Origin of the sequence: Flavobacterium ginsenosidimutans (assembly GCF_037478105.1) — a bacterium.
Lineage (GTDB): Bacteria > Bacteroidota > Bacteroidia > Flavobacteriales > Flavobacteriaceae > Flavobacterium > Flavobacterium ginsenosidimutans.
The window spans coordinates 4675069-4701877 of sequence record NZ_CP147988.1 but is presented as its reverse complement, the minus strand read 5'-3'; the positions used below and the strand labels follow the sequence as shown (position 1 = coordinate 4701877).

Annotated in this window: 24 protein-coding genes; 6 read left to right on the top strand and 18 right to left on the bottom strand. The window is 32.7% G+C overall.

The features are described from left to right. Positions 1–320: 320 nt before the first annotated feature. Entirely contained in the window at positions 321–1232 is a 912-nt protein-coding gene (locus V6624_RS20150; RefSeq protein ID WP_111289394.1) for a hypothetical protein, read from the bottom strand. A gap of 175 nt (positions 1233–1407) precedes the next feature. Between V6624_RS20150 and V6624_RS20145 the strand changes: the two genes are divergently transcribed. The 3 genes from V6624_RS20145 to V6624_RS20135 all read left to right on the top strand — a co-directional run bounded on the left by V6624_RS20145 (position 1408) and on the right by V6624_RS20135 (position 4810). Next, positions 1408–1884, top strand: a complete 477-nt coding sequence (locus V6624_RS20145; RefSeq protein ID WP_111289396.1) for a MarR family winged helix-turn-helix transcriptional regulator — start codon at positions 1408–1410, stop codon at positions 1882–1884. A 59-nt stretch (positions 1885–1943) separates the two neighbouring features. Further along, a complete protein-coding gene (locus tag V6624_RS20140) occupies positions 1944–3365 on the top strand; it encodes an MATE family efflux transporter (protein WP_111289398.1) in 1422 nt (473 codons plus the stop codon). A gap of 275 nt (positions 3366–3640) precedes the next feature. Then, a complete protein-coding gene (locus V6624_RS20135) occupies positions 3641–4810 on the top strand; it encodes a hypothetical protein (RefSeq protein ID WP_111289400.1) in 1170 nt (389 codons plus the stop codon). On the opposite strand, the gene V6624_RS20130 is transcribed toward V6624_RS20135, so the two are convergent. Together V6624_RS20130 and V6624_RS20125 are read right to left on the bottom strand one after the other, a co-directional pair. Beyond that, on the bottom strand, positions 4807–5241 hold the full coding sequence (locus V6624_RS20130; protein WP_111289402.1) for a DUF6526 family protein: 435 nt from the start codon (positions 5239–5241) through the stop codon (positions 4807–4809). The two genes, V6624_RS20135 and V6624_RS20130, sit on opposite strands and share 4 nt — an antisense overlap. A 291-nt stretch (positions 5242–5532) precedes the next feature. Then, positions 5533–6027 (bottom strand): DNA-deoxyinosine glycosylase, encoded by a 495-nt coding sequence (locus tag V6624_RS20125; protein WP_111289404.1) that lies wholly within the window; start codon positions 6025–6027, stop codon positions 5533–5535. Between the two features lie 192 nt (positions 6028–6219). On the opposite strand from V6624_RS20125, the gene V6624_RS20120 reads away from it, so the two are divergent. Beyond that, entirely contained in the window at positions 6220–7245 is a 1026-nt protein-coding gene (locus V6624_RS20120; protein WP_111289406.1) for a helix-turn-helix domain-containing protein, read from the top strand. A 173-nt stretch (positions 7246–7418) separates the two neighbouring features. On the opposite strand, the gene V6624_RS20115 is transcribed toward V6624_RS20120, so the two are convergent. The 8 genes from V6624_RS20115 to V6624_RS20080 form a co-directional block, all read right to left on the bottom strand. Continuing rightward, positions 7419–8618, bottom strand: coding sequence for an NAD(P)/FAD-dependent oxidoreductase (locus tag V6624_RS20115; protein ID WP_111289408.1), 1200 nt, complete (start codon positions 8616–8618; stop codon positions 7419–7421). A gap of 6 nt (positions 8619–8624) precedes the next feature. Beyond that, positions 8625–9125, bottom strand: a complete 501-nt coding sequence (locus V6624_RS20110) for a low affinity iron permease family protein (RefSeq protein WP_111289410.1) — start codon at positions 9123–9125, stop codon at positions 8625–8627. A 2-nt stretch (positions 9126–9127) separates the two neighbouring features. Continuing rightward, a complete protein-coding gene (locus tag V6624_RS20105) occupies positions 9128–11950 on the bottom strand; it encodes an AsmA-like C-terminal region-containing protein (protein ID WP_111289412.1) in 2823 nt (940 codons plus the stop codon). A gap of 219 nt (positions 11951–12169) precedes the next feature. Next, the gene (locus V6624_RS20100; RefSeq protein WP_338839975.1) at positions 12170–12997 is read right to left on the bottom strand and encodes an MlaD family protein; all 828 of its coding nucleotides are present in this window, start codon (positions 12995–12997) and stop codon (positions 12170–12172) included. A 22-nt stretch (positions 12998–13019) separates the two neighbouring features. Beyond that, positions 13020–13796 (bottom strand): ABC transporter ATP-binding protein, encoded by a 777-nt coding sequence (locus V6624_RS20095; RefSeq protein ID WP_394364529.1) that lies wholly within the window; start codon positions 13794–13796, stop codon positions 13020–13022. A gap of 4 nt (positions 13797–13800) precedes the next feature. Next, entirely contained in the window at positions 13801–14559 is a 759-nt protein-coding gene (locus V6624_RS20090) for an ABC transporter permease (protein WP_338839974.1), read from the bottom strand. A gap of 268 nt (positions 14560–14827) precedes the next feature. Beyond that, positions 14828–17098 (bottom strand): glycosyltransferase, encoded by a 2271-nt coding sequence (locus tag V6624_RS20085; protein ID WP_338839972.1) that lies wholly within the window; start codon positions 17096–17098, stop codon positions 14828–14830. After that, positions 17079–18137, bottom strand: coding sequence for a pesticidal protein Cry7Aa (locus tag V6624_RS20080; RefSeq protein ID WP_111289422.1), 1059 nt, complete (start codon positions 18135–18137; stop codon positions 17079–17081). Before V6624_RS20080 ends, V6624_RS20085 begins: the two co-directional genes overlap by 20 nt. A 269-nt stretch (positions 18138–18406) precedes the next feature. On the opposite strand from V6624_RS20080, the gene V6624_RS20075 reads away from it, so the two are divergent. Next, positions 18407–18568 carry a DUF1328 family protein gene (locus V6624_RS20075; protein WP_111289424.1) on the top strand — a complete coding sequence of 54 codons (162 nt, stop codon included), beginning with the start codon at positions 18407–18409 and terminating at the stop codon, positions 18566–18568. Positions 18569–18668: 100 nt separating this feature from the next. Here the strand turns inward: V6624_RS20075 and V6624_RS20070 are convergent, their stop codons facing one another. From V6624_RS20070 to V6624_RS20045, 6 genes are all read right to left on the bottom strand, one after another. Further along, on the bottom strand, positions 18669–19136 hold the full coding sequence (locus tag V6624_RS20070) for a DUF1440 domain-containing protein (RefSeq protein WP_111289426.1): 468 nt from the start codon (positions 19134–19136) through the stop codon (positions 18669–18671). 28 nt (positions 19137–19164) lie between these two features. Beyond that, positions 19165–19671, bottom strand: a complete 507-nt coding sequence (locus V6624_RS20065) for a DinB family protein (RefSeq protein ID WP_111290120.1) — start codon at positions 19669–19671, stop codon at positions 19165–19167. 179 nt (positions 19672–19850) lie between these two features. Continuing rightward, positions 19851–20060, bottom strand: a complete 210-nt coding sequence (locus V6624_RS20060; protein WP_111289428.1) for a hypothetical protein — start codon at positions 20058–20060, stop codon at positions 19851–19853. A gap of 13 nt (positions 20061–20073) precedes the next feature. Continuing rightward, on the bottom strand, positions 20074–20454 hold the full coding sequence (locus tag V6624_RS20055; protein WP_111289430.1) for a DoxX family protein: 381 nt from the start codon (positions 20452–20454) through the stop codon (positions 20074–20076). A gap of 541 nt (positions 20455–20995) precedes the next feature. After that, positions 20996–21727 carry a GNAT family N-acetyltransferase gene (locus V6624_RS20050; RefSeq protein WP_111289432.1) on the bottom strand — a complete coding sequence of 244 codons (732 nt, stop codon included), beginning with the start codon at positions 21725–21727 and terminating at the stop codon, positions 20996–20998. Between the two features lie 71 nt (positions 21728–21798). Then, on the bottom strand, positions 21799–22404 hold the full coding sequence (locus tag V6624_RS20045; RefSeq protein WP_111289434.1) for a Crp/Fnr family transcriptional regulator: 606 nt from the start codon (positions 22402–22404) through the stop codon (positions 21799–21801). A 270-nt stretch (positions 22405–22674) separates the two neighbouring features. Between V6624_RS20045 and V6624_RS20040 the strand changes: the two genes are divergently transcribed. Next, positions 22675–24957, top strand: coding sequence for a hypothetical protein (locus V6624_RS20040; RefSeq protein ID WP_338839969.1), 2283 nt, complete (start codon positions 22675–22677; stop codon positions 24955–24957). A gap of 395 nt (positions 24958–25352) precedes the next feature. Here V6624_RS20040 and V6624_RS20035 read toward each other — a convergent pair whose 3' ends face one another. Further along, the gene (locus V6624_RS20035; RefSeq protein WP_338839968.1) at positions 25353–26771 is read right to left on the bottom strand and encodes a TolC family protein; all 1419 of its coding nucleotides are present in this window, start codon (positions 26769–26771) and stop codon (positions 25353–25355) included. Positions 26772–26809: the final 38 nt, after the last annotated feature.

The window sequence follows — 26809 nt, the reverse complement described above, 5'->3', positions numbered from 1 at the left end:
AAGTTTTATTTTGAGTTAAGTTAAGTAAGTTTAAGTTTGGTAATAAACCCGATAGCTGGAGAGTTATCGGGTTTATTTATTTTGTTTCAGGTTTCAGGTTTCAGGTTTCGGGTTTCAAGTTTGAGTAACTTTGAGTATAATTTTACCGCAAAGAGCGCAAAGTTTTTTCGCAAAGCACGCAAAGATTTTTTAAGGTGGATTTTATAAAAATGTAAAGTTCGCAAAGCTTTGTATAAAACCTTTGCGAACTTTGCGTAATTCTTAGCGTTCTTAGCGGTTAAAAAACCTTAAAACCTTAGTATCTTAGCACCTCAGAACCTTTATTTAGTTACTTTAACATGTTTGCCGAAAGTGTAAACTGCAGTTATTGTTGGTCCATTATATCCCCATTTCAAGAAACCGTTTAATCGGTCTTGGACAGTATCTATTCTAAAATTCAATCCAGTATAACCTGCAGTAAGACTAAAGTTTTGAACAACATTATATAAAACCGACAAATTGTAGCTTATGATTCGGCCATCGGTTTCATCAATTTTTACTGCGAGATAATTTACGTTGGCATATAAACCCCAGCGTTTTCCAAGAACAAATTCTCCCCATATTCCAATATCTGGCAGTGGAGCAGTAAAGTTAAAATTATCATGATATTCTACACTTTGTGTATTAGCATCTAATTTTAAACCTAAATCTGCAAAAAGGACATGCGCTCCAATTAATAGACCAGCTTGATATTTAGGTTTAGATAGAATAGCGTAGCCATAAGCAATTCTGGCAATTTGTACATTAAAAGTACCTCGAACACTTCCATTCACTGGATAAGTATGATCTCCGAAATTAATATCTCTTTGCAGCGTTTTTGTTGCAGTTCTGTCTAGCACAAAATATTCAAAACCTAATCGGGATCTTTTGGATATGCGCCAATCAAATGTTCCTAAAAATGATGCAGTTGATTTAGAAAACCCTAAATCACTTTCAAGATCAATTTCAGTTCCTACATTTCCGTTATTTCCTTCAACTTGAACAACAGTATTATTTACAGGAAAAAAACCGCCGGCAGTAACTTTAAAGCGTCTATTGTGCCAGGGCAGGTCATCTACAGTACTATCTTGAAAATCATCTTTTTCAGTTTTAAAAGTTGTTAAGTCTTCCTCTTTACTGGTTTCAGCAACAGTTTGAGCGTTTAACGGAATCCAAAGGAGCATCATTACCAAAAAAATAAATAATTGTTTCATCAGAGTAGTTTTTAAGTTTTTATTAGGTAATATTTAACAATTAAAGTTAGTAAAAATAATCGTTCATTTTTGTTTTTATATCTGAATTATTTTAAGGAATTAATTGGTTATCAGTAAAATAAGGAATTATTACAAAAAATAGTTGACATGTCACTCTTTTTTGTAATTTTGTCGCATGGAAATTAAACATACCGATAAAGAGAATTTTTCAAATTTTTGGAAAGAAGAAATATCAGATAGTTTCTTCTTTCAGATTCATCGTATTAAACGAGCAATTTTCAGGCGTACAAATGCGTTAATGAATGAATCAGGAATCACATTACAGCTAGAACAGTTGCCATTGTTGATGATCCTGCATCATAAAAGTCTTTCGCAAAGAGAATTGTCAGACAAAACAATGAGGGATAAATCGTCTATTTTAAGAAGTATAACAGCACTCGAAAAAAAGAATCTTGTTGAGGTTGTAAAAGACAAAATGGATAAACGAAAAAACATTGTAAGTCTTACAAATGAAGGAATTACTTTGGCTAAAAGCATTAGATCTCTGATGAAAAGAGCCGAAGAAGAAGTGATGTCTGTGTTTACTCCAAAAGAAAGAGTAGAAGCTTTGAATGCAGTAAGATCGTATGCAGACAAACTAGAAACCCTATAATTTTTTTAATCTTTAAAAGTTGACATGTCAACTGATTTTTAAATACTTATTTTGAATAAATGAAAAAAAATGAATTGTTAGAAGGACCAATCCTTTCTTCATTATTAAAATTAGCAATCCCGATTATGATTGCTAATTTATTACAAGCCGCATATCAGTTGGTAGATGCTTTTTGGGTAGGACGTTTAGGCGGAGATGCTGTTGCAGCCGTTTCGATAAGCACACCCGTAATATTTTTAACCATTGCATTGGGAACTGGATTAGCTATTGCTGGTTCTATTTTAATTGCACAATATTTTGGCGCAGGAAACCAAAAAATGGTCAACCACGTGGCTGCACAGACATTATCGATGGTTATTATCGTTTCGGTAGTCTTGTCGATTATTGGATATATTTTGAGTCCGTATTTTTTATATCTGCTAAAAGTAACGCCTACAGTTTATGTTGATGCATTAGGATTTATGCGAGTGGCATTTATTGGTTTAGTTTTTAGTTTCGGATTTATGATTTTCCAATCAATAATGCGTGGAGTTGGACGTGTTACACTGCCCGTTTATATTGTTTTAGGAACTGTTATTTTGAACTTTGCCCTGGATCCGCTGTTTATTTATGGATGGAATTTTATTCCAGCTATGGGCGTAAAAGGCGCGGCTTTGGCGACTTTATTCACACAGCTTCTCGCGATTATAATTGGATTTGCGATTTTGTTTAGAGGAAAACACGGAATTCATCTCCGTATTGCAGATTTTAAACCTGATTATAAACACATTAAGAGAGCTTTTGAAATTGGATTTCCTTCTTCGATTGAGCAGTCAATGCGCGCATTAGGAATGATGGCAATTACGTTTTTGATTGTTCGTTTCGGAACGCTAACAGTTGCTTCTTACGGAGCTGGTTCTAATTTGATTCAGCTGATTTTAATTCCAGCTTTGGGTTTATCAATGGCAATTGCAACCCTTGTGGGGCAAAATATCGGTGCTGGAAATATTGACCGTGCAGCCGAAATCTCAAAACTTGGAGCCTATCTTGGTTTCGGATTATTGACAGGTCTCGGTATCATAGCTTTTATTTTTGCGCCCTATTTAATTGCATTTTTTGTTCCAAGAGATCAAGCGGTTATTAAAGGAGGAACAGAATTGCTGAGAATTACTTGTCTTTCTTGGGGGTTTTTAGGTTTACAGCTTTGTCTAACTGGCGTTTTCCGAGCTGTCGGAAACACAAAACTTCCTATGATTCTGACTTTGGTTTCACAATGGGTAATTCAGTTTCCGTTGGCTTACATTTTATCTCATAATACTTCTTTAGGTAAAATTGGAATCTGGTGGGCTTTCCCGATTGCTTCTGTTGCAACGGCTTTAATCACTTTGATTCTTTATGTAAAAGGAGATTGGAAAAAAGAAAAGCTTACAGGTAAAACCAACAAATTGATTGATAAGGTTGAAAGTGAAATCTTGAAAGAGGGATTTGATATTTCTAAGTAAAAGTTCTAAGGGACAAAGGTTTCTTTAATGTTACAAAATTAATTTCTATATCTGTAGAGATGCACTGCAGTGCATCTTACGAAAGATTGTCAGATTACATATATTCCACATTTAGACGCACTGCAGTGCGTCTCTACGGAAATTCTTTCGATTAAAGACGTGATTTTTCGCGTCTTTTTTTATTTGTAATATTTTTTTGCTAAAATAAAATTTCAGTATATTAGAAACCTCGAAAAAAAACTTAGAATCTCAGCACATTAGAAACTTTTAAAGCCATGACTAAAAATCTAAAGCGTTATTTCATTAAATCTGTAATCGTATTAGCCCTAATTCACCTAGTTTATTTTTTATATGGTTATTTTACCTTTAAAGGGCTAAAAAATATTAATATCTACACTGAATTTTATCGATTTAAATTTTACGATGATGTTTCGATTTCGCACTTTTTTGTGAGTGGTTTATTTTTACTTTTCTTTTTAATTTTTCTAGTTCGAAATCATTCCAGAGAAAATTATAAAGGCGGAAATGCATTTAAGATTGGAGTTTGTTTATTTCTGATTTCATTTTTGACTTTTTCATTTTTTATAAGTTATAGTTTTGGAATGAATGCAAAACTGAAAACAGAATTATCTGAAAATGATTTTAATAATGACAAAAAATTACTCAATGTATTAAATCCGTTTTTGTATGGATATACCTCTTATAGTTCTGAAAAATTGTTTAATTACGAGAATATTTTATATCCAAAACCGTATCCGGTGACTAAAGAAGAAGATACGATTTCGGCTGGAGAATACCCAATAATTGAGAATAGCTATTATAGTATTGACACAATTAAAACATTAGCCGACACTTTTGATAAAACGATAGATAGAGCCGATAGCATTCTAAATATTTTGAGTTTTAATAAAGAGGAATTATACAAAAGAATTATTTCTAAAAAGGTTATAAATGATAGTATAGAAATTATTTTTAAAAGTGTTCCAGTGCATCCAGAACATGACGAAGATATTTGTATCTTTTTGGAAAACAAATCTTTATTTAGCCCCGTTCAAGGAGATTCAATTGATAAACAAAGATATCAAGCGGCAGTAGATCGCTATAAATTGCTTTATAATTCTAAGAAAGATTCACTGACGTTTACATTTCAAAAATTGGATACGCTTTTTAGAAAATACAATATAGAAACGAATCTGATTCCGAAGCAACTGACTCAAGATGTTTATCATTATAGAGATAATCGCGATGAACCGCTGAACGGAATTCGTAATAATTTTGATAGAAAAGCGCTTGGCGAAAAATTTACAACTTTAGATAAATTATTTTACGAACCAAATTACCTTCATCCCAATATTATTGGAATCTATTTTATTGTAATTGTTTCCGTTTGGATCGTATTGTTTGTGTTTTATCTTCTTTTCAATAAAAAGAAAAATAGAAACTAAACCCTATGATAATCGGCTTTCCAGTGTACAATTGCTTTTTTGATGGCGTTTCCAGTTAAATTGTTCTTTAAAACATCTTTTATAAGCGGAATTAATTCGTGGTCTGGTGCAAAACGTAAAGCAAATATTTGATCGTCAGTTAATTTGTATTCAAATTCTTCAAATCTTTGTCCAGTTAAACTGAAATAGCGATAACGCATTTCTAATCGCACAATTCTGTTTTGAAGTGTAAGAGCATAATGCTGGCGCAACATATACGCTATGACGAATAGAAATACAAATGCAACACTGATAAATCCCCAAATTAAATGATCTTCTGTTTTAATACTCAAATAAATGCTGGCGATTAAAAACAGAATTAAAATAGGATAATATATAAAATGGTGCGGTGTGTAAAACCTTATATGATTGTAATATGTTTGAATTTTCATGCTTTTTTGTTTAGATGGTAGCCTATAAAAACAAAGCTACTCTATATTTCTATAGAGTAGCTTTTTCCCAAAAATAAACTAACATAACCAATGTTCTCTTTATAGACTAAACCTTTTACAGTTTGCTTTGTCGATTTTAATAAGAAGAAAGCCTTTCCATTTCGTTCATCAATCTACAATATGGCTTATTTTTCTTTGATGTAAAATTACTTTAAGAGTGGTTGCGATTTGTTATATTTTAATCGGAAAAAGTTACATGATTCCAATATTTGCATTTTAATTATATAAAATTCAAGCTATTGTAATAAGCTCTTTAATGACATTCCATTCGCTCAATTTCTCTTGAAAAGTCTTGCCAGCATTGGCGGGACTTGTTGACGGAAGAGTAAAAGTCTTGTATTCTTTAGTTAAATGAACATACTTTTTAAAAAATGCCGCCGATTTCTGTCCGTTAAAAAGAATGCTTTCAATTTTGGGATGTTTTTCTAAAAAATCTTCAAAATCGTTTGCAATTTCATTTTTAATAGCGCTATCTAGACTTCCCACACGTTCGCAAAATTGTAAGACATCCCAAACAGCAATATCATTTTTTATTAATAAAGTTTTTCTGATTTCATAATCATTAGAAAATTGTTCACCTAAAATCTGGAACATAAATTTCCAAAAGTTATTCTGATTATGACCGTAATATTGATTGAGTTCTAAAGATTTTGTTCCAGGCATCGTGCCTAAAATCAGAATTTTAGAATTTGGAGAACTTATAGGAGCAAAGGAGAAACTTTTCATTTTTATTTAATTCGATTTTTTTCTTTTAGTTAAAATAATCATTAATAAGGAATTATAAAACAAAACGAGAAAATTATATAACATTTTTGGTCTGTCTTTGGGCGAACTTTGACTTTCAGTTTTTTAAGAAAAGCTTTATGGCTTTCATCTAAAAAACGGTTTAGCAAATTATAGAATTAAAATCCAGTCACCATGAAAATAGTTACTATAAATACAGAAAAAACTCAAAATATATTTGATGAACTTCATACTAATTTTGGCGGAAAAGTGACTTTTGACTTAGACGAATATACACTAGAAGTACAAAATAGTTTTGCGGAAGGTTCAATTATGGGGGCTTCTTTTAATGATAATATTTCGTATGTTCAGTTTGATATGACATTTTCAACTGATGTTAGATTGGATATTCTAAATGTAAAATCTTCGCCTATTTATTTTGCTTATTGTTCGAAAGGCAATCTTTCGCATAGCTTCGGATTAAATGGCGAAGAGCGAAAATTAAAAACCTTTCAAACTGCAATTGTAACTTCTAAACAGAATCAGGATAATGTTTTGTTTTTTGAAAAAGGAAAAAAAACGAAGCTTACTTTAATAATAGTTGGAACCGAAATTGATGCAAAAAATCAAAATCATTCTTTAAATCAACAAGTAAAAGATACTTTTTTCGAAAATAATTTAGTTCAAGATTTCTTTTACATTGGTTCATATAATTTGCAGATTGCAGAAAAAATTGAGCAGCTTAATTCGATTACACAAACAGGCATTGTCCGTAATTTATTGAAAGAAGGAATTTTGAGAATTATTCTTGCAATGGAAATTCAGCAACATTCTGACGATTTACACGCTTTCGCAAATGAATCAAACGGATTGACTTTAAGAGAAATGGAAGAAATAAAAGAGCTTTCTGAATTTATAAAATCAAGTCCAGAAGAAGCTTTTTCAATAAAAGCATTAAGTAAAAAATCTGGTCTTTCTCCAAATAAACTTCAGGAAGGTTTTAAAATGATTCATAATCGCACAGTCAACGATTACATTACACACATGCGAGTTTTAAAAGCCGAAATCTTAATTAGAACTTCTGATTTAAATATTTCAGAAATAGTGTATTGCATTGGTTTTACCAGCAGAAGTTATTTCTCTAAAATATTCAAACAAAAATTCAACTGCAGCCCAAAAGAATATAAGTTTAATTTGAGTTCTTTGGCTATTACAGCGTGATAAAGTTTCTGAGATACTAAGATTCTAAGGTTCTAAGTTTTGTCGTTAGCTATAAAGCATGATATATAAAGTAAAATCCTCAGGTTTTGAAGAATTCAAAACCTGAGGATTTTGTTATTTACTTAAAGTAAAAACTTAGAATCTTAGTATCTCAGAAACTTAGCAACCTTTCTCTAACGTCCAAATCGATAATAATCTAAATCCGTATTCTTTTTATTATTAAGTGAATCCAAGATCGAATTCATTCCGATTACACTAAAAGTGATTCCGTTTCCTCCAAAGCCAAGAATATAATGCTCATTTTTCCTCGGATTTGGTTTTCCGAAGTAGGGAAGTCCGTCTTTCGTTTCACCAAAAGTACCCGCCCAAGAATAATCGATCTTAAAATCTAAATCGGGAAATCTCTTGAAAAACTGTTTTAAAAGATATTGTTCTTTTTTAGGAAGCAATTTATCACGTTTATTGGTGTCTTTAAAATCTTCATCACCGCCACCCATTATGATACGGTTATCTTCAGTTGTTCTAAAATAATGATAAGGCGATGCTGTGTCCCAAAAAATAGCATTTTTGAAATTTTCTGGAAGATCAGTCTGACTTTCAGAAGCAATAACGTAAGTACTTTTTAAATCGACTACTTTTTCTTTTATTGTTTCTGTACTTTCATAACCCGTACAATGTATAATATGATCGGCTGTTATGACGCGTTTTGAATCTGTTGTAGCAATAATGTTGCCTTTTTGATGCTGTATTGAAGCTATATTGGTTCGATCAAAAATCTGCATTCCTTTTTCATGACAATGAAATAAAAGATCAGTTGCAAATTTAAACGGATCCATAACAGCAGCAGTTTTAGATTCGATTCCGGCAATTGCATTTAAACCCATTTTTTGAAGTTCAAATCGGCTGAGCCAGCTAATTTCAAAACCATGCTGTTTTCGGGTTTTAAATTCATTTTTTAAATACGGAACATCCTTCTTCAAAGTAGTAAAAAGGATGCTTTTTTTGAATTCAAAACCACAATCGCTGCCAACAGTGTCAATGATATTTCGAAGATCAAAAATGGCTTTTTTACCATTTTGGTAGCTATCAATAGCACAGCGCGCGCCACGGAGTTTAATTAACTGATGTAAAGGAACATCAATTTCATATTGCAGTAAAGCAGTGCTTCCAGAAGTACTTCCGCCACAAACGTCGCGACGGTCTACAAGAACAATTTTTTTTCCTTCATTCAATAATTTATAAGCGATTAATGCGCCTGTAATACCACCGCCAATAATTAGAATGTCAGTGTTAATATCGGAATCTAATGAAGGGTAACTTTGTTTTATGGCATTTTTTAATGGCCAATAGGTTTCGGTTGAACTTAGTTTCATTTTTGGTTATTTTTTAGAGCTGTTTTTGGGAGTTCGTTTTGTTTTATTTGGTTTTACATTTTTTTGTTTTTTACGATTATGAAGTTCATGTGCTTCGGCGATAGAATGTGAAGTTCTGATGCTTTGGTCTTTTTTGGCCAGTTCACTTAATCGGTGATAATATTTCTGAATGATAATCATTTCTTCTTCGGTCATGCTTTCAATATCAACAAGACTATTGCTCGATAAATCATTTGACGCTACGAGTTCATTTAATTTTAACTGAATGGCAAGCGAATCTTTATTTTGTGCTTTTTGAATTAAAAAAACCATCAAAAAAGTAATAATCGTAGTTCCTGTATTAATGACCAATTGCCAGGTTTCAGAATAATCGAAAATAGGACCAGAAACCGCCCAAGCAACAACAATAATAAATGCGCTGATAAAAGCAGTTGTGCTTCCGGCAGCTTTTGAAACTTTTGAAGCAAACTTTTCGAATGCACTGCTTTGCTGAGATTTAGAATTCATTACTATTTGTTTTTTGTTTTGCTTACTTTTTCTTCTCGAATTACTTTATTGTTCTTCTTGTCATAAACAGCAGGATCTATTTCCTGGCCTGTTTTGCTGAATATTTTAATTTTTGGAGCTTCATGCGTGCCTGTAATTACAATCGGGAAACCTATAATTCCGAAAAGCGGAAGACCTAAACGCATTCTAAGATCCAATAGTCCATCAAAGCTTGTAGTTCCTTTAATTGTGGGTTTAAAACCTGCCACACTAAAGGTAAATGGCTCAACATTAATAAGGTTTTTATCTATAGTCGATTTGATTTCAATTCCCTTTATATCAGGATTATTCAAACCGTTTTGTCCTGTTTTAGAACTAATTCCGTCAAAAAGTTTCAGTCCTTTAATTTTTACATCACGTAAATTTATCGTTCCGCCGCCTTGAAGAGATTCGTAAATTGGCCCCATATTTCCATTCAAATCTCCTTTGACTTTATAGTCGACAGATACGATTCCGTATGCTTTTTCAGCAGCAGTAACCATGTCATGAAACATCGGAATCTCTTTATAAGCTCTTTGAACATCAAAATCTTTTGCTGTAAAATGAGCATCAAAGTGTGCAGATGTTGGCGATTCGTCTCTATAAGAGGCATTTATACCTAAAATGCAGTCGATGATATTAAAGGTAATGTTTTCTAAGTAAAATCCTTCTTTTTTTATACCAGTTTTTCCAGTTAATTTATTAAGGACCAATCCGTTGTATTCTATTTTGTCTGCATTGGCGTTTAGACTGACATTCAGGTTTTTAGGAATGATCACTACACCGCTCATTTTTGGGTGATCTTCCTTGGCATAATCAACGGCAAGCGTACGGTCTTTATTTTCTCCTTTTTCGAGCGCCATAAATTCATCAACATTGATCAGTTTTGATTTTAAATTGAAGTTTCCGCTCAAAGTTCCGTTAGATTCTAAGAAATAATTAATTGTATTTAAAAGATAACCATTTATGTCAAAATCAGATTTTCCATAAGAAGCGTTGAATTTTTCAAACCACATTTTCTCATTTTGAAAACGGAAATTTCCTTGTTTAATAAAGAATGCCTTCGGAAACAATTCTGAAGTCGCTTTTATATTTTTAAGCAATAATGTGCCTTTGTTATCCAGTTTATCATATTGACCAGTTGTAGCGTAACTTTGTTTTCCTTTTAGCGAAAGATCGGCTTTGGCATAACCCGTCAAATCAAGACCTTTTTCTGAGAAAACCTGATAGATTCTGCCTACATTAAGCTCGCCTTTAATTTTTGCATTATAAGCCAAATCACTAAAATCAGATAAAGTGGCGTTGACATAAACTGGATTTCCTTCAAAGACAAAAGAAGCTGGAGCAACGGCAACAATCAAATCCTGATAAGTTCCTGCTTTATTAAGCATATTGGCTATAAAAGTGATATTGGTAATTGGATTTGGATAATATTTTGTTTTAAGCCAACCATTTCGCAGAGAAATTCCGCCAATAGTTTTTGGAAACAGTTTTTTCGAAGTGCTAAAAAGTCCTTTTGCCTGAATATTGGTTTTTAAAATTCCTTTTAAATCAATATTTTCCAATCCCAAAGCAGCATCAACAACAGCAAGATCTAACGCGCCTTTTACACTTGCATTAAGGTTCATTTCGCTTAAACCTTTACTGTGCAAATAAGCATTGAAATAGTCTTTTTCGCCAACTTTAAATTTTAATGTTCTAAGATTTACCAAAAGCTGTTCTATATCTAAAGACGGAAGAATAGCATTCAAATCCATTTTAAAATCGGTTAAAGGAACTGGTGCGTTTTTATAATTTACCGAACCTTTGTTAATTTTTAAATTGAAAGCCAAGTTTGGTTTTTGCTTTTTTTGAACATTATAATCTCCTTTAAAACTAAGCAATAAATCGCTTCTTCCAGAAATCTCGGTTTTTTCCAGCCATGTTAAATATTCTGGTGGCATTACTGACAATAAGTCTTTTACAGTTGTATTTTCTGAAGCAGCTTTAATGTTGATTTTATATCCATCTCTTAAAATAGAAAATAAACCAGTAAATTTTAAAGGCAATTTATTGATATGAAGTTCATTTTTTTGCAAAATAAAAGTAAGGGCGTGCGTATTGATTCGAGTAATTAAATCTGCACTAACTTTTTTTCGTCTCAAATAACCAGTTCGGTCATAATAGAAATCGAGATTATCAATTTTAGCATCGGTAGCAAGGTCAAAAATGTCTTCGCTTAGATTTCCTTTTCCGATGTAATTAAAACCTTTTGCATCAACTAAAATTTTTGCAGAACGATCGTTATATTTTACATGACAATTTTGTAAATCAATACGTTCCAATCGAATTGCTGTTCCTTCTTCTGGAGCATTTGGATCTTTTTTTTCATCTTTTCGATCTTCTGGAGCCACATAAATATTATAATTCGCCTGACCTTGTTCATTAACCATAATATTGATTAAAGCATCAGAAACGTAAAGTTTATTGATTTTAACTTCGTTATCAAAAAGCAGTTTTTTTATATCGATTCCAAAAGCAACTTGATCCGCTTTTAGTAAAGTGTCGTTGTTGAAAGGCTTAGAACCCGTTAAAGACAATTCATCTAGCGAAACAGTCAACGAAGGAAAATGTGTAAAAAAAGAAAGTTTAGATTTTGTAAAATCAAGCTTTGTATCTAAACGTTCGTTCGCAATCTTCTTTACTTCCGAAGCAATTTTTCCAGGAAAAAGTAAAGGAATAATAAACAGCAAAAACAAAATTACCGCAATTGTAATTCCAGTAATTTTCAAGACTTTTAAGGCGGTATGTTTGAATGTAGAAGGCATATACTTTTAATTGTGAATGGTAAATTATTAATTGTGATATATTTTGCTGATTTTTGATTTCTTTTCAAAATAATTGTCACAATGTTTGTCCTCCTGAGCGTAGTCGAAGGATCGCATGCTTAATCTATATAAGTGTGTTTTGCTTTGCGTGTCCTTCGACTACGCTCAGGAAGACATAAAATGAGAATTGGAATTTAAAATTTGAGATTTATTATCTTTTTATTTTTTCTTTTCGGCTTCGGCTTTTTTAGCTTCTTCCTGTTTTTGTTTTTCTTCTTTCTCTTTCTGTTCTTTTTCCTCTTTTTCTTTAGCAGCTTTTTCTTGTTGTTCTTGTTTCTCTTTTTTAGCTTCTTCTTGTTTTTCTTTTTTCTCTTCTGCCTTTTTCTCTTTTTTCTTGAAGTAACCTCTAAAAAGGAAATTGCTTTTTGCGGCTTCCATGTTTTCGCTGAAGCCTTTTGTACCGCTTTCTAGATTAGAAAGTGTATTCGAAACGCTGTTGGCCATTTTATCATCTCTTACCAATCTTGCTAAAGCGCCGTTTCCGTTGTTCATGCTATGGCTGAAAATGGCAATTTCATCTGAAATTATACCAATATTATCCACGCTTTTCTTCACACTTTTCATAATATCATGCATTTCAATTCCGTCAACAGAAGCAATTTGGCCGTTGTCTTCAATTTCTTTTTGAGATTTGGCACCTGGAGAAATCGTTAAAACTTTGTCTCCCATTAAACCGTCAGAACCAATACTTGCTGTAGCATCGGTTTTAATGAATTTTCGAACATCTTCTTTCATTACCAAAATGACGTTTACTGTCGAATCATTTTTTAACTGAATTTGTTCTACTGTTCCAACATTAATTCCAGAGAAACGCACATTATTTCCAACTTCTAAACCACTTACAGTTTTAAACTGAGAACTAATGTGAAAGGTTGAACCAAAAAGATTTTGCTGTTTTCCAATGAAATACACAGCCATTATAAAAAGCAGTAAACCAATTGTTACAAACATTCCTAATTTCCAAGTAGATCCTGATTCCTTTTCCATGATTTCTATTATTTATTTTGCTTTATTCAAAAAATGAGCGAACCCATTCGTCTTCGTCTTTTTCTAGTTCTTCGTATGTTCCTTCAGCGTGAATTACACCGTCTTTTAAAACCACAATTCGATCAGAAGTTAATTTGGCGCAAGCCATATCGTGTGTGATAATAATCGAAGACGTTTTTTGTTTGTGTTTAATGTCTAAAATCAATTCGCTGATTTCTCGTGATGTTATCGTATCCAAACCAGTTGTGGGTTCGTCATATAAAATGATTTCTGGTTTTAAGATTAAAGTTCGTGCTAAGCCAATTCTTTTTTTCATTCCGCCCGAAAGTTCAGAAGGCATTTTGTCAATTGCATCGGCTAAACCAACATTTTCTAGTGCTTCGATTACTTCATTTTCAACTTCATCACTGCTTAAATCACGTTTATGTTTGGTCAAGGTAAAAGCCAAATTTTCGCGAACCGACATTGAATCGTACAATGCGCCACTTTGAAACAAAAAACCAATTCGAACTCGAATGGCGTTAAGTTCTGTTTTAGAAATATTAAGAACGTTTTCATCAAAGACTTTAATTTCGCCTTTGTCTGGTTCAATCAATCCGACGATACATTTTATGGTTACTGATTTTCCAGAGCCAGATCGTCCTAAAACCACTAAATCTTCACCTTTATTCAAAGTGAGATTTACGCCTTTTAAAACGGCATTATCTTTTCCAAAAGTTTTATGCAGATCTTTAATCTCAATAATTGGAGTTAGATCTTTTTCTTTTGTTTTAGGTTCTTTATGTAGTTTTTCCTTCATCATTTTAAAAGAATAAATCGGTTATTTGAACAGCAACCATATCAATTATAAAAATGCTTAACGACGCCGTTACAACAGCAGAGTTTGCGGCTTGTCCCACACTTTCTGTTCCGTTAGAAGCATTAAAACCTTTATAACAGCCAATCATTCCAATAAAAAATCCAAAAAAGAAAGTTTTTAGCGTCGCAGGAAGCAGATCTAAATATTCTAAGGATTGAATGATTTGGGTTAGAAATCTGTAAAAATTGACGTCTCCATGAATGTTGATGCCTACATATCCGCCAATAATTCCAATTGCGTCTGCAAAAAAGACTAAAATAGGCACCATCAAAGTGCAGGCTAAAACACGTGTCACCACCAAATAGTTATACGGATTTACAGCTGAAACTTCCATAGCATCAATTTGTTCTGTCACTTTCATAGAACCTAATTCGGCACCAATTCCTGACGAAATTTTTCCAGCGCAAATCAAAGCTGTAATAACGGGAGCAATTTCTCTGATTAGTGAAAGCGCAACCATTCCTGGAAGCCAAGATTCGGCTCCAAATTTCACCAACGTTGGACGCGACTGAAGCGTAAGCACCAATCCCATAATAAAACCTGTAATTGCAACTAATGGGAGAGATTTATATCCAATAATATAGCATTGTTTTAGAAACTCTCTGGTTTCATAAGGCGGAATAAAAACCTCCTTAAAAAACCTTTTAGCGAATATTGTGGTTTCTCCAATTTCGGCGAATGTATTTTTTATGTCGAGAATCAAAATGTTTTGTTTTAATGTGAATCCTAAAAAATGAAAAACTGAATGGTGAAAAGACACTTTCAGTTTCTATATGAAGGTACTTTTTTTTAAGAATTAAAATCTTACAGAACTTTTGAGGAAGTTTATATAATTTTCATCGAATGATGCACAATAAAAAGGAAGAAACAACGTTTTAGGAAATGTTTGAAAACAAAAAATCCCTTTCGATAAGAAAGGGATTTTCCGGGTTTAAAAAAGTGAAGTATTTGGTTAGCTTCATTTTATAAAATTACGAATTAATTGCTAATCCTGTACGGGATTTCATTAAAGGTATAACTCGTGATTGTGAAATTGCTAATTTTTCCATTAAGAGTCTGGCAGTTAAGAAACATACGGTTGATTCTGCACCTTGATTTAAGTTGACATTATGTTTTTCAAGTCCGTCGTAACCGCCACCGCTTACGGGATTATACATAATTTGGTTCAAATGATTTTTGCCTAAAAACCAGTTGAAAGCCGCTTTCATTTTCTTTTTATAATCTGGAGTTTTAAAAGCATTATAAAATGCATTTAATGTCTGAATCGTATAAGTAACGTCAATTGGCTGTTCGCCATATTCACTTGGTTCTGAACCTTTATGATGCCAGCTTTGATTTGAAATGGCTTTAAAGTTTCCGTCGATAAATGTTTTAGAAATCAAGAAATCTAGAGAGTCCAAAGCTACTTTTTTATACACCGGTTTGTTGGTAATTAAATAAGCATAAAGCATAGATTCTGGAAGAATTCCGTTTCCATAAGTCAGATAATTTTCAAACCATTGCCAGTCTTCTGTAGCTGTATCTTCGTAATTTGCCAAAAGTTTAGCATTCAATTTATTAATGATTGCAGCAACATATAAATTAGGAATTGTAGAATGGTACAAATACAAACCTTTTGTAGCAAAACCAATTGATCGTGGCGACTGAATATTTTCGGCCCATTTTAATGAATTCAATAAACATCTTGTCGCTTTTTTGGTAATCGCCTCTGGAAGAAGATCTGACATTGAAACGACAGTTCCTAAAGCCCAGATTGCTCTTGCATTAGAATCTTCTAAATTCACTTCTGCATTTTGCTCAATATGTTCGCGGTTTTCCTGATCGACATAATTGATAAAATCTCCTTTAGGTTTTTGGCAACGTTGAATAAAATCTAAATAAATTAAAATATAAGCCAAATCGTCTTTGTCCTGAGTCAGTTTGTAATGCATGCAAAAAGCAATTAAAGCTCTTGCATTATCATCTAAAGTATATCCTGAATCTAAATCTGGGATCGAAATTTTACTGAATTGGATAATTCCTAATTCGGTAGTTAATTTTTTAATATGTTTTAACTGAATAGCAGGATAGCTATATTTAATTTCTGATGGATTTTTCATTAAGTTTTTATAAGTATTCATTTGAGTAATCGCAGCATTTTCCCATGAAGAAGCACGCATTTTGGTGAAACAACCAATTCCCATTTCGTGTCTTAAGTTTTCATCTTCGATCAATTTAATTGCGGCTTCTGCAAATTGATCAGCATTTCCAATATCACATAAAATTCCAGAATCTGGAGTTAAAACTTCTTTGGTATGCGGAATTTTAGATGCGACAATCGGACAAGAACAACTCATTGCATAAGCAAAAGTGCCACTCACGGCCTGATTTGGATCTTTGGAAGTAAACATATAAATGTCTGTCGCTTTCAAATATTCCAAAAGTTCATCAGTATCTAAATATTTATTTATGAAACGAACATTATCCTGAAGATTTAACTCTTTAACCAAACCTTCCAATTTATCTCGATAAGTATCAACGCCGTCTTTAATTAAATTTGGATGTGTTTTTCCTATAATTAAATACAAGGCATTTGGTGCTTTTTCGATAATTTTTGGTAATGCCTGTAAGCCTGTTTCTATATTTTTTCCTTCGCCTAAAAGCCCGAAAGTTGAAAGTACTAATCTGTCTTGAATATTTAATTTTTCTTTTGCCTGTTCTGGTGCTTCATATACCACAATATGAGTCCCATGAGGCACGCAAGTAATTATTTCTTCATTGATGTCGTAGTCTTTAATTAAAATTTCTTTTGATTTATTAGTCATTACAAAAACCGAATTGCTGTAGCTCAATAATAGCTTTACAAATGTTCTCAATTCGTCATTCGGATTAGGAATTACACTGTGAAAAGTAAACGTAACTGGGATTTTTATAGCATTTAAAAAATCTAAAAGATGGTCTCCATAATTTCCTGAAAACAAACCAAATTCATGCTGAATATGAATCAATTTCACAGTTTTATCTGCATTAATTTCCTCGGCGACTTTAGCATATTCTTCTCGATTTTTTGTGTTTAAGGTAAATGCTTGTGTCGGTTGGTCTTTGGGTTTATCAACAAGTTCACATATTTCGCATTTGATAGATTTACCGTAAACATCTGTGATTCCTTTAATGGTATCCTGAGTATAGGTTGCTATGCCGCATTGCGTAGGCGGAAAAGTAGATAAAAAAACTATTTTTGATTTATTTGATATTGTTTTCATGAGAATTCATTTTTAGCTCGGTTAATAACTCGTTCAGGTTCAGAGATGCCACCGCAATCTTATCATCGGCAGCGCCATAATAAATATATAGTTGGTCGTCAAAAATGGCTGTTCCAGTGGGGAAAACCACATAATTGACATATCCATGTCTTTCATAATATTCAGAAGGAGTAATAATAGGTTTTGGTAGTCGGGCTATAACTTTTGAAGGATCTTCTAAATCCAATAAAGCAGCCGCAGCATGATAAACCAAACCTTTCTCTCTTCTTTCAGCAGCATGATAAATTAAAAGCCAGCCGTCTGCTGTTTCTATTGGCGGGGCTCCTGGACCAATATGACTTGTTTCGTGATCATATTTAGGTTCCATTACAATATGATCGGGAAGATTTTTTAAGTAATCTTTCCAAAAATCTTCTGTGAGTTCAGATTTTTTTTCAAACGAAAAAATCTGAATAGATGGAAATAATCGATGCAGTGCAACAAATTTCCCATTGAACTTTTTCGGGAATAGAACTACGTTTTTATCCCAAACAAACAGGTTTTCTTTAATGGTTTCCGTTAACGGATAATTTCTTTCTGTATTAAAAGCTAAAATCTTAGCAATGCTCGGATTCTGTAAATGCTTTCTAATTAAGTTTGTAAATTCGTGAAGAATAAACTTCGGTGTAATAATTCCTTTCTTCTTAAAAACTTTCAAATCTTTAGAAACAGCGAGAGCTCCACAAGCGTTAATTCCGTCGTAAGTAACATAAGTCATGTAAAAACTGTCGTCTATTTTAGTAATTCTAGGATCTTCGACACCATGAATTTCATAAATATATTCAGGAACAAAAATGGGTTGTGTATTTCTTTCCACTAAAGTTGTTGGGCCTTCAAAGCGGCAATAACCAATCGTAGAGAAATTCCCCTTTTTTGCAGCTCTGTAAAACATGTGTATGTTGTTTCCGTCTTGATAAATTGCAGGATTTAAAACTCCTAATTCTTCAAAATTTCGATCTGTTTTTTCTAAAATGACTCCATGCTTTTTAGCTGCTTCCATTACTGTAAAAAATTTTATCTAAAATTACTTTAGTATAAAAGTGACCATTAATGCAATCCATTAAAAAATTAACTCAAATGCATAAACATGGTAATTCTGTAAGGCTTGTAGATAATCGTGAAAGTGGCGTGTAATCTGGCGTTGTTTTAGTTTATAGCGATAACAATAAAGCGTATAGAGTTAACAAGATTTGTAAGAATAAAAGAACTTTGAGATAAACAAGAGAGGCTTATAAAATAGTCATATTAAGAACTTAAAAATCAAATATTATGTTACGTTGGACAGTTATATTTATAATTCTTGCTATTATAGCCGGAATTTTTGGTTTTGGCGGTATTGCTGCCGGAGCCGCAAGCATTGCAAAAGTTTTATTCTTTATCTTTTTAGTCTTATTTATTATATCATTAATTACAGGAAGAACGAAAGTTTAGTCTTTTTTTTTAAGGTTCAGAGGTTCAAAGTTGCAAAGGTTCAGAGTATTCGAAATAAAACCTCTGAACCTTTGCAACTTTGTCCCTTTGTAACTTTATCTCAATACCATTTTGCGTAATACTTCCTGGTTATAAAAGCGATCGGAATTCCGACACAGCAAATCACAATCAGAATAGAAAGCAAAAGCGGAAAATCTAATTTCTTTTCTGGTAAAACTGGAAACACTATAGGGAGAACGATAAGATTCATTACAGCCCAAATAAAGAATCCGTAAGAGATGCCAGATAGGAATGTGTTTATTTTAAAGAACGGGATATAAGGAAAAATTTTAAAGTAAAACCAAGCAAAAATAAAAGCAATTAAGAAATGAAAACCCAAACCTGCAAAAGTCATTTCTGGTCCGCCTGTGTAGGCTTCTTTTTTAAAAATACCGCTTGCAATAGATTGTAGAATCTTTTCGGCTGTTGTTTTATGAAGTATCACTGCATAAATCAAAATAGCGGCAGTAATGTCTAATGTTCCTGCAACTAAACCAGATGAAACAATGGTTTTAACTTTTGATCTCATAAAAATAGTTTAGAGTTAAATTCATTCCTTATTTTTTAATATGTTCGTAAATCGATTTTAACTGGTGTGTATGTCTCTGCGTGTGTACAATGGCAAAATGGAGCCATTCATAAATTGTGAAATGTTCAAATCCAGGTACTTTAGCATCCAGACAAGTAAGCGTTAAATCGTAAGTTTCTGCTGCTTCAAATAAATCATTTTGTATTTTTTTGATAGAAGCCAGCAGTGTACTTTTTTCATACTCAATTTCAGCAGGTTTTATATTTTCAGGCGATTGATATTTGGTATTAAAATCTAAAAAGATACCATCAAGAGCTTTTACATTTTCGTCAGGTTTTCTGGTTGTTTTTTCTGTTTTTCCAGCAAACAGCATTGTTAATCCTGAACAGGCGAGAATAATATGCTGTGCGGTTTGTCCAGCAGTCCAGCTTCCTTCAAACGGCACAATATTGATTTCTTCTTTTGAAAAAGAAGAAAGAAGATCATTCAATTTGGTGTAGGTCTCAAGTATGGTATTTTGAATAGCACTTTTCATTTTCATTAATTTTAGAAATTAGATACTCGACAGTATATATTTACCGATTGGTTTAAAACTACGGTATATAAACTGGTAAACTAAATTTATAGAATTAGGCGAATGAATGATGGTATTTCAAATATACAATAAAAAATATTAAAATACTATGAATCAGATATTTGAGAAGTGTTAATTTTTTAAGGAAGAGCTTCGCACAAGTAGCCGTGCGAATTTAAAATGTCGATAATTTTTGTATTCGAGATTGCAGTTGCATGAATACGGAGAATTTTGTCGCAATCTTCTAAATCGAAGTTGATCAAGCTATTGGGATAATGCTCAAGAAGTTTCTCAATGATGATGTTACATTGCGATTCTTCTTGAACATTTGTTTTAAAAACTTCAATCATAAAGTTTTGGTTTTTAGAGCGCTATGTTTTTATAACGCTGTATTCTATGATATGTTACATACGATATAATTAATATCGCTAAAACGATTAAAGGGAAGAAACCTTGAAAACCGATTCCGTCAACTGCGAAATGGCTTATTGAGGCAAAGATAAAATCAAAAGCAAATCCTGCATAAGCCCATTCTTTGATTCGTCCAGGAACTTGCGGAATAATTAATGCTAAAACTCCAAGAATTTTAAAAACGACTAACGCATTGCCGAAATATTCCGGATAGCCCAAGTGTCTGATTCCTTCTTTTGCCATTTCAGACTGAGAAGTTAAAGCCGGCATAACGCCTTCGAATAAAAAAATAAGAATTGTAGTAGTCCAGAAAATGATTTTCGTTGTTTTCATTGAATATTTATTTAAAAGGTTATTAGTTAAAGTATTACAAATCTAATAATGTTTTCCTTTTAAAGAAATACATATTTACGACTATTTTAGGGGCATTTTGGACATTGTTAGTTGTTAGTTGTTAGTTGTTAGTTGTTAGTTGTTAGTTGTTAGTTGTTAGTTGTTAGTTGTTAGTTGTTAGTTGTTAGTTGTTAGTTGTTAGTTGTTAGTTGTTAGTTGTTAGTTGTTAGTTGTTAGTTGTTAGTTGTTAGTTGTTAGTTGTTAGTTGTTAGTTGTTAGTTGTTAGTGTTGAACTTACCTTACTATTTGTCATCCTGACGAAGGAAGGATCACACTAGTAGCTCGACAAAGTTTTGTCTTCCTGAGCGAAGTCGAAGGATCGCACAGATAATCTACAAAGATTGGCGATTTTGATTGCGGGGCTTCGACTTCGCTCAGCCTGACATAAGATGCGAAAAAAATGCAATTAAAAAAACCTTTGTCAAAGTTTAAAACTTTGGCAAAGGTGTATCGTGATAGTTTGGAATTTGGAATTTAAAATTTACGTAAGTTGATAATTCGTAATCGTAAACAAATCCTCAAAACCTAATCTGGTATAAATACCTTTTCCTAAAGCCGAAGCTTGCAATTGTGCATATTCGCAATCAGCGTCAATACCTTCGTTGATGGCAAATTTCATGATTTCTTCGGCGAAACCTCTTTTGCGCATTTCTGGAATAACGCCGACACCGTGAATTCCCATGATATCTCCTGTTTGAAAAAGAGTCAACGTTCCAATCGCCTTTCCTTCAAAATGAACCAAGTAGAATTTCACATTCTCATAATTATGAACTAATGTTTCTTTGCTAATTACATAACTAAAAGACAGCGGATAAATATCAGACCAAGTTTTGGCATCTTCTTCATTTAAAACTCTTCTAAAAGTAAGATTGTTTTGAAGCGGAAATTTCTCTCCCAGTTTTAAAGTCATTGCTACAAGCTGAATTCGGATATTAAACCCATTCTTTTCGAAAATTTCTTTAGAATTACTTCCAAAAATATCCCAATATGGAATAACCAAACCTGGATTTTTCTCCATGATTTCTTGAATTTGCGGAAAGTTTTCTTCGGTAATATCTTCTCGAAACCATAATCTATTGGGCCAGCCTGAATTTTTAATTTGAGAAAATTCAAAAGGATCGTTTTTATGATAAGAAAGGAGAGGAGTTGCAACAGTTTTCCAAAGAGTGGTAAGATTGTCAATATTGTCTTTGATGAGGTCTATTTTGGTCATTGTAGTAACGAATTTGAATTATAAAGCAAAGATAAATCTGGTCTTTTAGAAAAACCTTTACATATGTTGATTTACAAATCTTTTTCCAGACTTTTTCTTATTCGGCTTAACTGTGTTGGCGTAATGCCCAAATGCGAAGCGATATGTAATAACGGCACGCGATCGGCAATAGTTGGATGTTTTTCCAAAAGACTGACATATCTTTCGGTTGCGTTCTGCATGACCAAAGCGACTTCTCTTTGTTCTTTATCAATAATCCAGTTTTTCTCTAGATGAGCAATATAGAAGCTTTTGAGATCATCGTTTTGGTAGATCAGCTCCATATATTTTTTATAGTTGATGTTGATTACAATGGAATCCTCTAAAGCTTCAATTGTAAAATTAGAAGGAGTTTGGAGCATCAGCGAAACTTTAGAACCTGCAAAATAATTCTCAAGAAAAAGGTTTTTGTTATAGAAATTCCCCTGCTGATCTGTTATAAAAGCCCTTAAAACACCTTTCGCAACGAAATGAAGATTTTTAGCAATTTCTCCGTTTCCTAATAGTGTTTCTCCTTTTTTAAGAGTTTGGAAATAGGTAGTGCTTTCAATCAATTCCCATGATTTTTCAGAAAGAGGGTAATAGCTTTCGATGGTTTGTTTTAATTGATTAAGGTATTTCTGTTGGTCAGATGTCATTTTATTTTTGCTTTTGCGAAAGACTAAAATTAGATAAGTTTTTTGGTAGATGCAAACTCAGTTATGGTTCTCGAAAATCTTAAGCCTAACTGAAATTCTTTACTGCATTGAAATCGCAAATTATCTTTTTAAAAATATAGAGACAATATATTTTGAAAGAAATTACACCTTATTTTGTTATAAAGAAAACTTTTTCGGGCAAACTACGACAAACCATAGTTTCATTTTTGTAAACATTTTATCACATAATCAATATAAAATAAATAAACAATGAAAATGAAAAAAATTGTCTGTATGCTTTTATTGATCCAAAGCGGATTTTTGATGGCACAAACAGCACAAACAGAAGAAACATTTGTTACTGTTAATGGTAAGAGGGTAAAAATTAATCCCAATTCAGTTAACAAAGCAGATAACGGATTAACAGCTGATAGTAGTAAGGTTCAATTAGGTGGAGCCTTATTAAAGCCTACTAAAATTACAACAACACAAAAAAACACATTGACTATAGATGGTTTACAAGTTGGAGCATCTACTGACAATATTTTAGTGGCTGATACAAATGGAGTTTTAAAATGGGTTGTTAGGGATTCTATTGGAGATAATTTAGGAAACCATATAGCAACTCAAGCCTTAAATATGGCAGGATATGCTATAAATGATGGTGGAGGTTTATGGGGATTGGAATTCAGAAAAGGTGTAAATGAAAATGTTAATGGCGATTATTTTAGTTCTAATGTTGCTGCTTTTGGTGGGACTTATGTTCAAGTTGACGAACTACCTAATTTATTGCCAAATGATTCTTCTGAATTGGCACCTAATGGTTTTAATTTTATTACACAAAATTATAATGGAGGAATATTAAGGAGCACATCATTAACAGATGTGATAGATGCTGCTCAAAATCAATATTTCATGCCTAAAATTAATCTGACTAATGATATTGTAGATGATGCTAAAGATGATTTACTTCTACAACCTCAAATTGGACAGTTTGTATTTAATACAAATCCTGATATGGAAAATGGAAATGGGGATGGAATATATTATATGGATGGATCTCGTAAGTGGGTCGCTATAAATAAAGGGGATAACCTTGGTAATCATACAGCAACTCAGGATTTAGATATGCTTGATCATAATATTAATAATGGAGGTGGTGATTGGGGATTACAATTTGTGAAAGGTAAAACTGATTTTGATCCTCTAACTAAAAATTATTTAAGTTCGAATTATGCTTTTTTTGGAAAATCATTTGTTAGAATTGACCATTTGCCTATTCTAAAACCAAATGATCCTACTGAAAGTGCACCAAATGGCTTTGAATTTGTTACACAAAATCATCCTGGTAATATATTAAGGAGGACATCGATAGAAGATGTAATGGATGCTGCTCAAAATAAATATTTCATGCCTAAAGTTAGTCTTACTAATAATATAGTAAATAAAAATGAACCTAATTTTCTTTTAGAACCTCAAGATGGTCAGTTTGTATACAATACAAATCCTGATATGAAAGATGGAAAAGGAGAAGGAATTTATTACAATAAAAGAGGCTATTGGGTTCCTGTTGTTTCAGAAGGTGCCGATAATTTAGGAGACCATAAAGCAACTCAGCCTTTAGATATGGGGAATCTTCCTATCAATGATGGTGGCGGAAATTGGGGATTAGAATTCAAAAAAGGGCTAACTGCTTTTGATTCCAATACTAAAGATTATTTCAACTCTAATCTTGCGCTTTTTCAGGCAACATTTGTAGCAATAGAACATTTACCTACTATATTACCAAATGATCCGACATTATTAGGTAAACCAGGTTTGCTTAAATTTGTTACACAAACTAATAGTGGAGAGGCATTAAGAAGTACAGAATTAGGCGAAATAATGGACTTTGCTCAAAATCAATATTTCATGCCTAAAGTTAGTCTTACTAATGATAGTGTATATAATACTACAGCTGATTTACTTTTTATACCGCAAGAAGGGCAATTTGTATATAATACGAATCCTGATATGGAAGATGGAAAAGGTAAAGGAATATATTATAATGAAAATGGCTCTTGGATTCCTGTAGTAAAACCTTCTTCTGAAGGTACTTTAGCTTCTGCTAAAACTGTTAAAATTGGTACTTCCACTGGTAATGCTTACAGAGTAGATACTAGTCAAGGATTAGGATCATCATATGTACTAATTAATAAGAAGTCTAAAGTAATTTTATCGGGATCAGTAGTAATTGGAGCAAAATCAAATACTATGGGAGCTGGATATATTATTGTAAAGAAAAATGGAGTTGAGTTGTCTGAAATTGGGGCTAAAGTAAAATACTCAATTTTAAATCCAGTTTCAAACGGCATTGGTAATATTAATCAAGATGCAAGTTTGACATCAACAGTATCTTATGAAGTAGTTATTGATGATATTGAGCCAGGTTATTATACCTTTTCTGTTGATATAAATCCTACATGGTCTGCTCCATTTACAGGAACAAGTTATACTCCAGAACATTATTGTACAGGTAATAGTTATTTAACTTATAAAGTATATAATAAATAGGTAAAATTTTACTAGAAATAATAACCTTAAAAAAGAGATTGCTCCAAAAGCAATCTCTTTTTTGTTTACATAAAATAATTTTTATTGTAAAGTTTGGTGATTCTTCGTTCAAAAGAATGACAAGATTATGTTGAATTTATGATCGCTCTGCATGACATAAAATGGGAATAAAAACTCTCGAAGTCCCGATAGCTATCAGGATGGAATTAAGCAGATAAAAATCCTTTTAATCTGTGGCATAAAAAAATCTGCTCAATCTGCGAGAAACTTAAAAAAACTTTGCGCCCTAGCGCCTTCGCGGCAAATTTAAAAAACTAAAAAACGCCATGAAACCCAAAGGTCTCACAGCGTTTTCATCTCAAAAAATAAATAATTAACGGGTAATGTAACAGGTATTATTTCCAGCCTCCGCCTAGAGCGCGGTACAAATCTGTATTAGCTGTAAGTTGTTGTCTTTTAATATCAGCAAGTTCCAATTCACTTTGCAATAAATTGGCTTGCGCTGTTAAAACTTCAAGATATTCTGCCATACCATTTTTGAATAATAGGTTGGCATTTTTAATTGCTTGCTGCAACGTTTTTACTTTTTCTTTTAAGAAAGTTTCTTGTTGCTGTAATTTCTCTACTTTAACCAAAGCATCTGAAACTTCGCTTACAGCAACCAAAACAGATTGTCTAAAACTTAAAACAGCTTTTTCTCTTTCCGCGACAGCGATATTATATTGTGTTCTCACTCTTTTGTTATTTAAAAGAGGTTGAGTTAGCCCGCCTGCAACAGTTCCGAATAATGAAGCCGGAATGTTGAACCAATTGCTGGCTTCAAAAGAGTTTACACCGCCTTGAGCTGTAATTCTGAGAGCTGGATATAAATCGGCTTTTGTGATGCCTACATTTGCGTTGGCAACTTTTAGAGCTAATTCGGCACTTTTTACGTCTGGTCTTCTGCTTACTAATGAAGACGGAATTCCAATTGCTGTATTATGTTTTACTTCAAGTGCGCTTAATTTAACTGATCTTTCTTTAGAATTCGGAAAAGAACCTGTTAAAACACTCAAAGCATTTTCCTGAATCGCAATGTTTTGTTCCAATAACGGAATCAATTGCGCTGAGTTTAATTTCTGTGCTTCCGATTGTTGAATTGCTAAAGTGGTTACCTGACCCGCATCGTATTTTAATTTGATAATATTCGTTGTACTATCATTTAAACGAAGGTTTTGTCTGGCAATATCCAATTGTGCATCCAGCATCAAAAGATTATAATATCCTCTAGAAACATTAGCGACAATATTCGTCTGCAATGCTTTTTTTACTTCTTCAGATTGAAGATATCCTGCGTAAGCCCCTTTCTTTTGGTTTCTGATCTTTCCCCAAATATCAGCCTCCCAAGAAAGAGAAGCTCCAGCAGAATAGTCGTCAATATGTTTAGCTCCAATTGCCTGATTTAAGTTTAATCCCGTAAAACTATTGTCAGACGGATTGCTTGTGCTTGCGTTTACAAATAAGTTAACCTGAGGTACATTTCCCCATTTTGACTGTGTAAAACGGTATTGTGCAATTTCGACGTTCTTTTCGGCAATCTGCAAGTCGTTGTTTCTGGCAACGGCGCTGTCAATTAATTTTATAATATCTTTTTCTGTAAAAAAGTTTTTCCACTCCACATCGGCAATACTGGTTGTATCACTCGAAACCGATGCATTCCTGAAATTCTCAGGAAATGCATCTTTTGGAGTTTCAATATCCTTTGAGACTTTACAGGATATTAAAGTCGTGATCAGAATGGCGAAGGTCACGATTTTGGTTATATTATTTTTCATTGTTTTTTTATTAAATTTTTTTATCCGTTGGGTTTAGT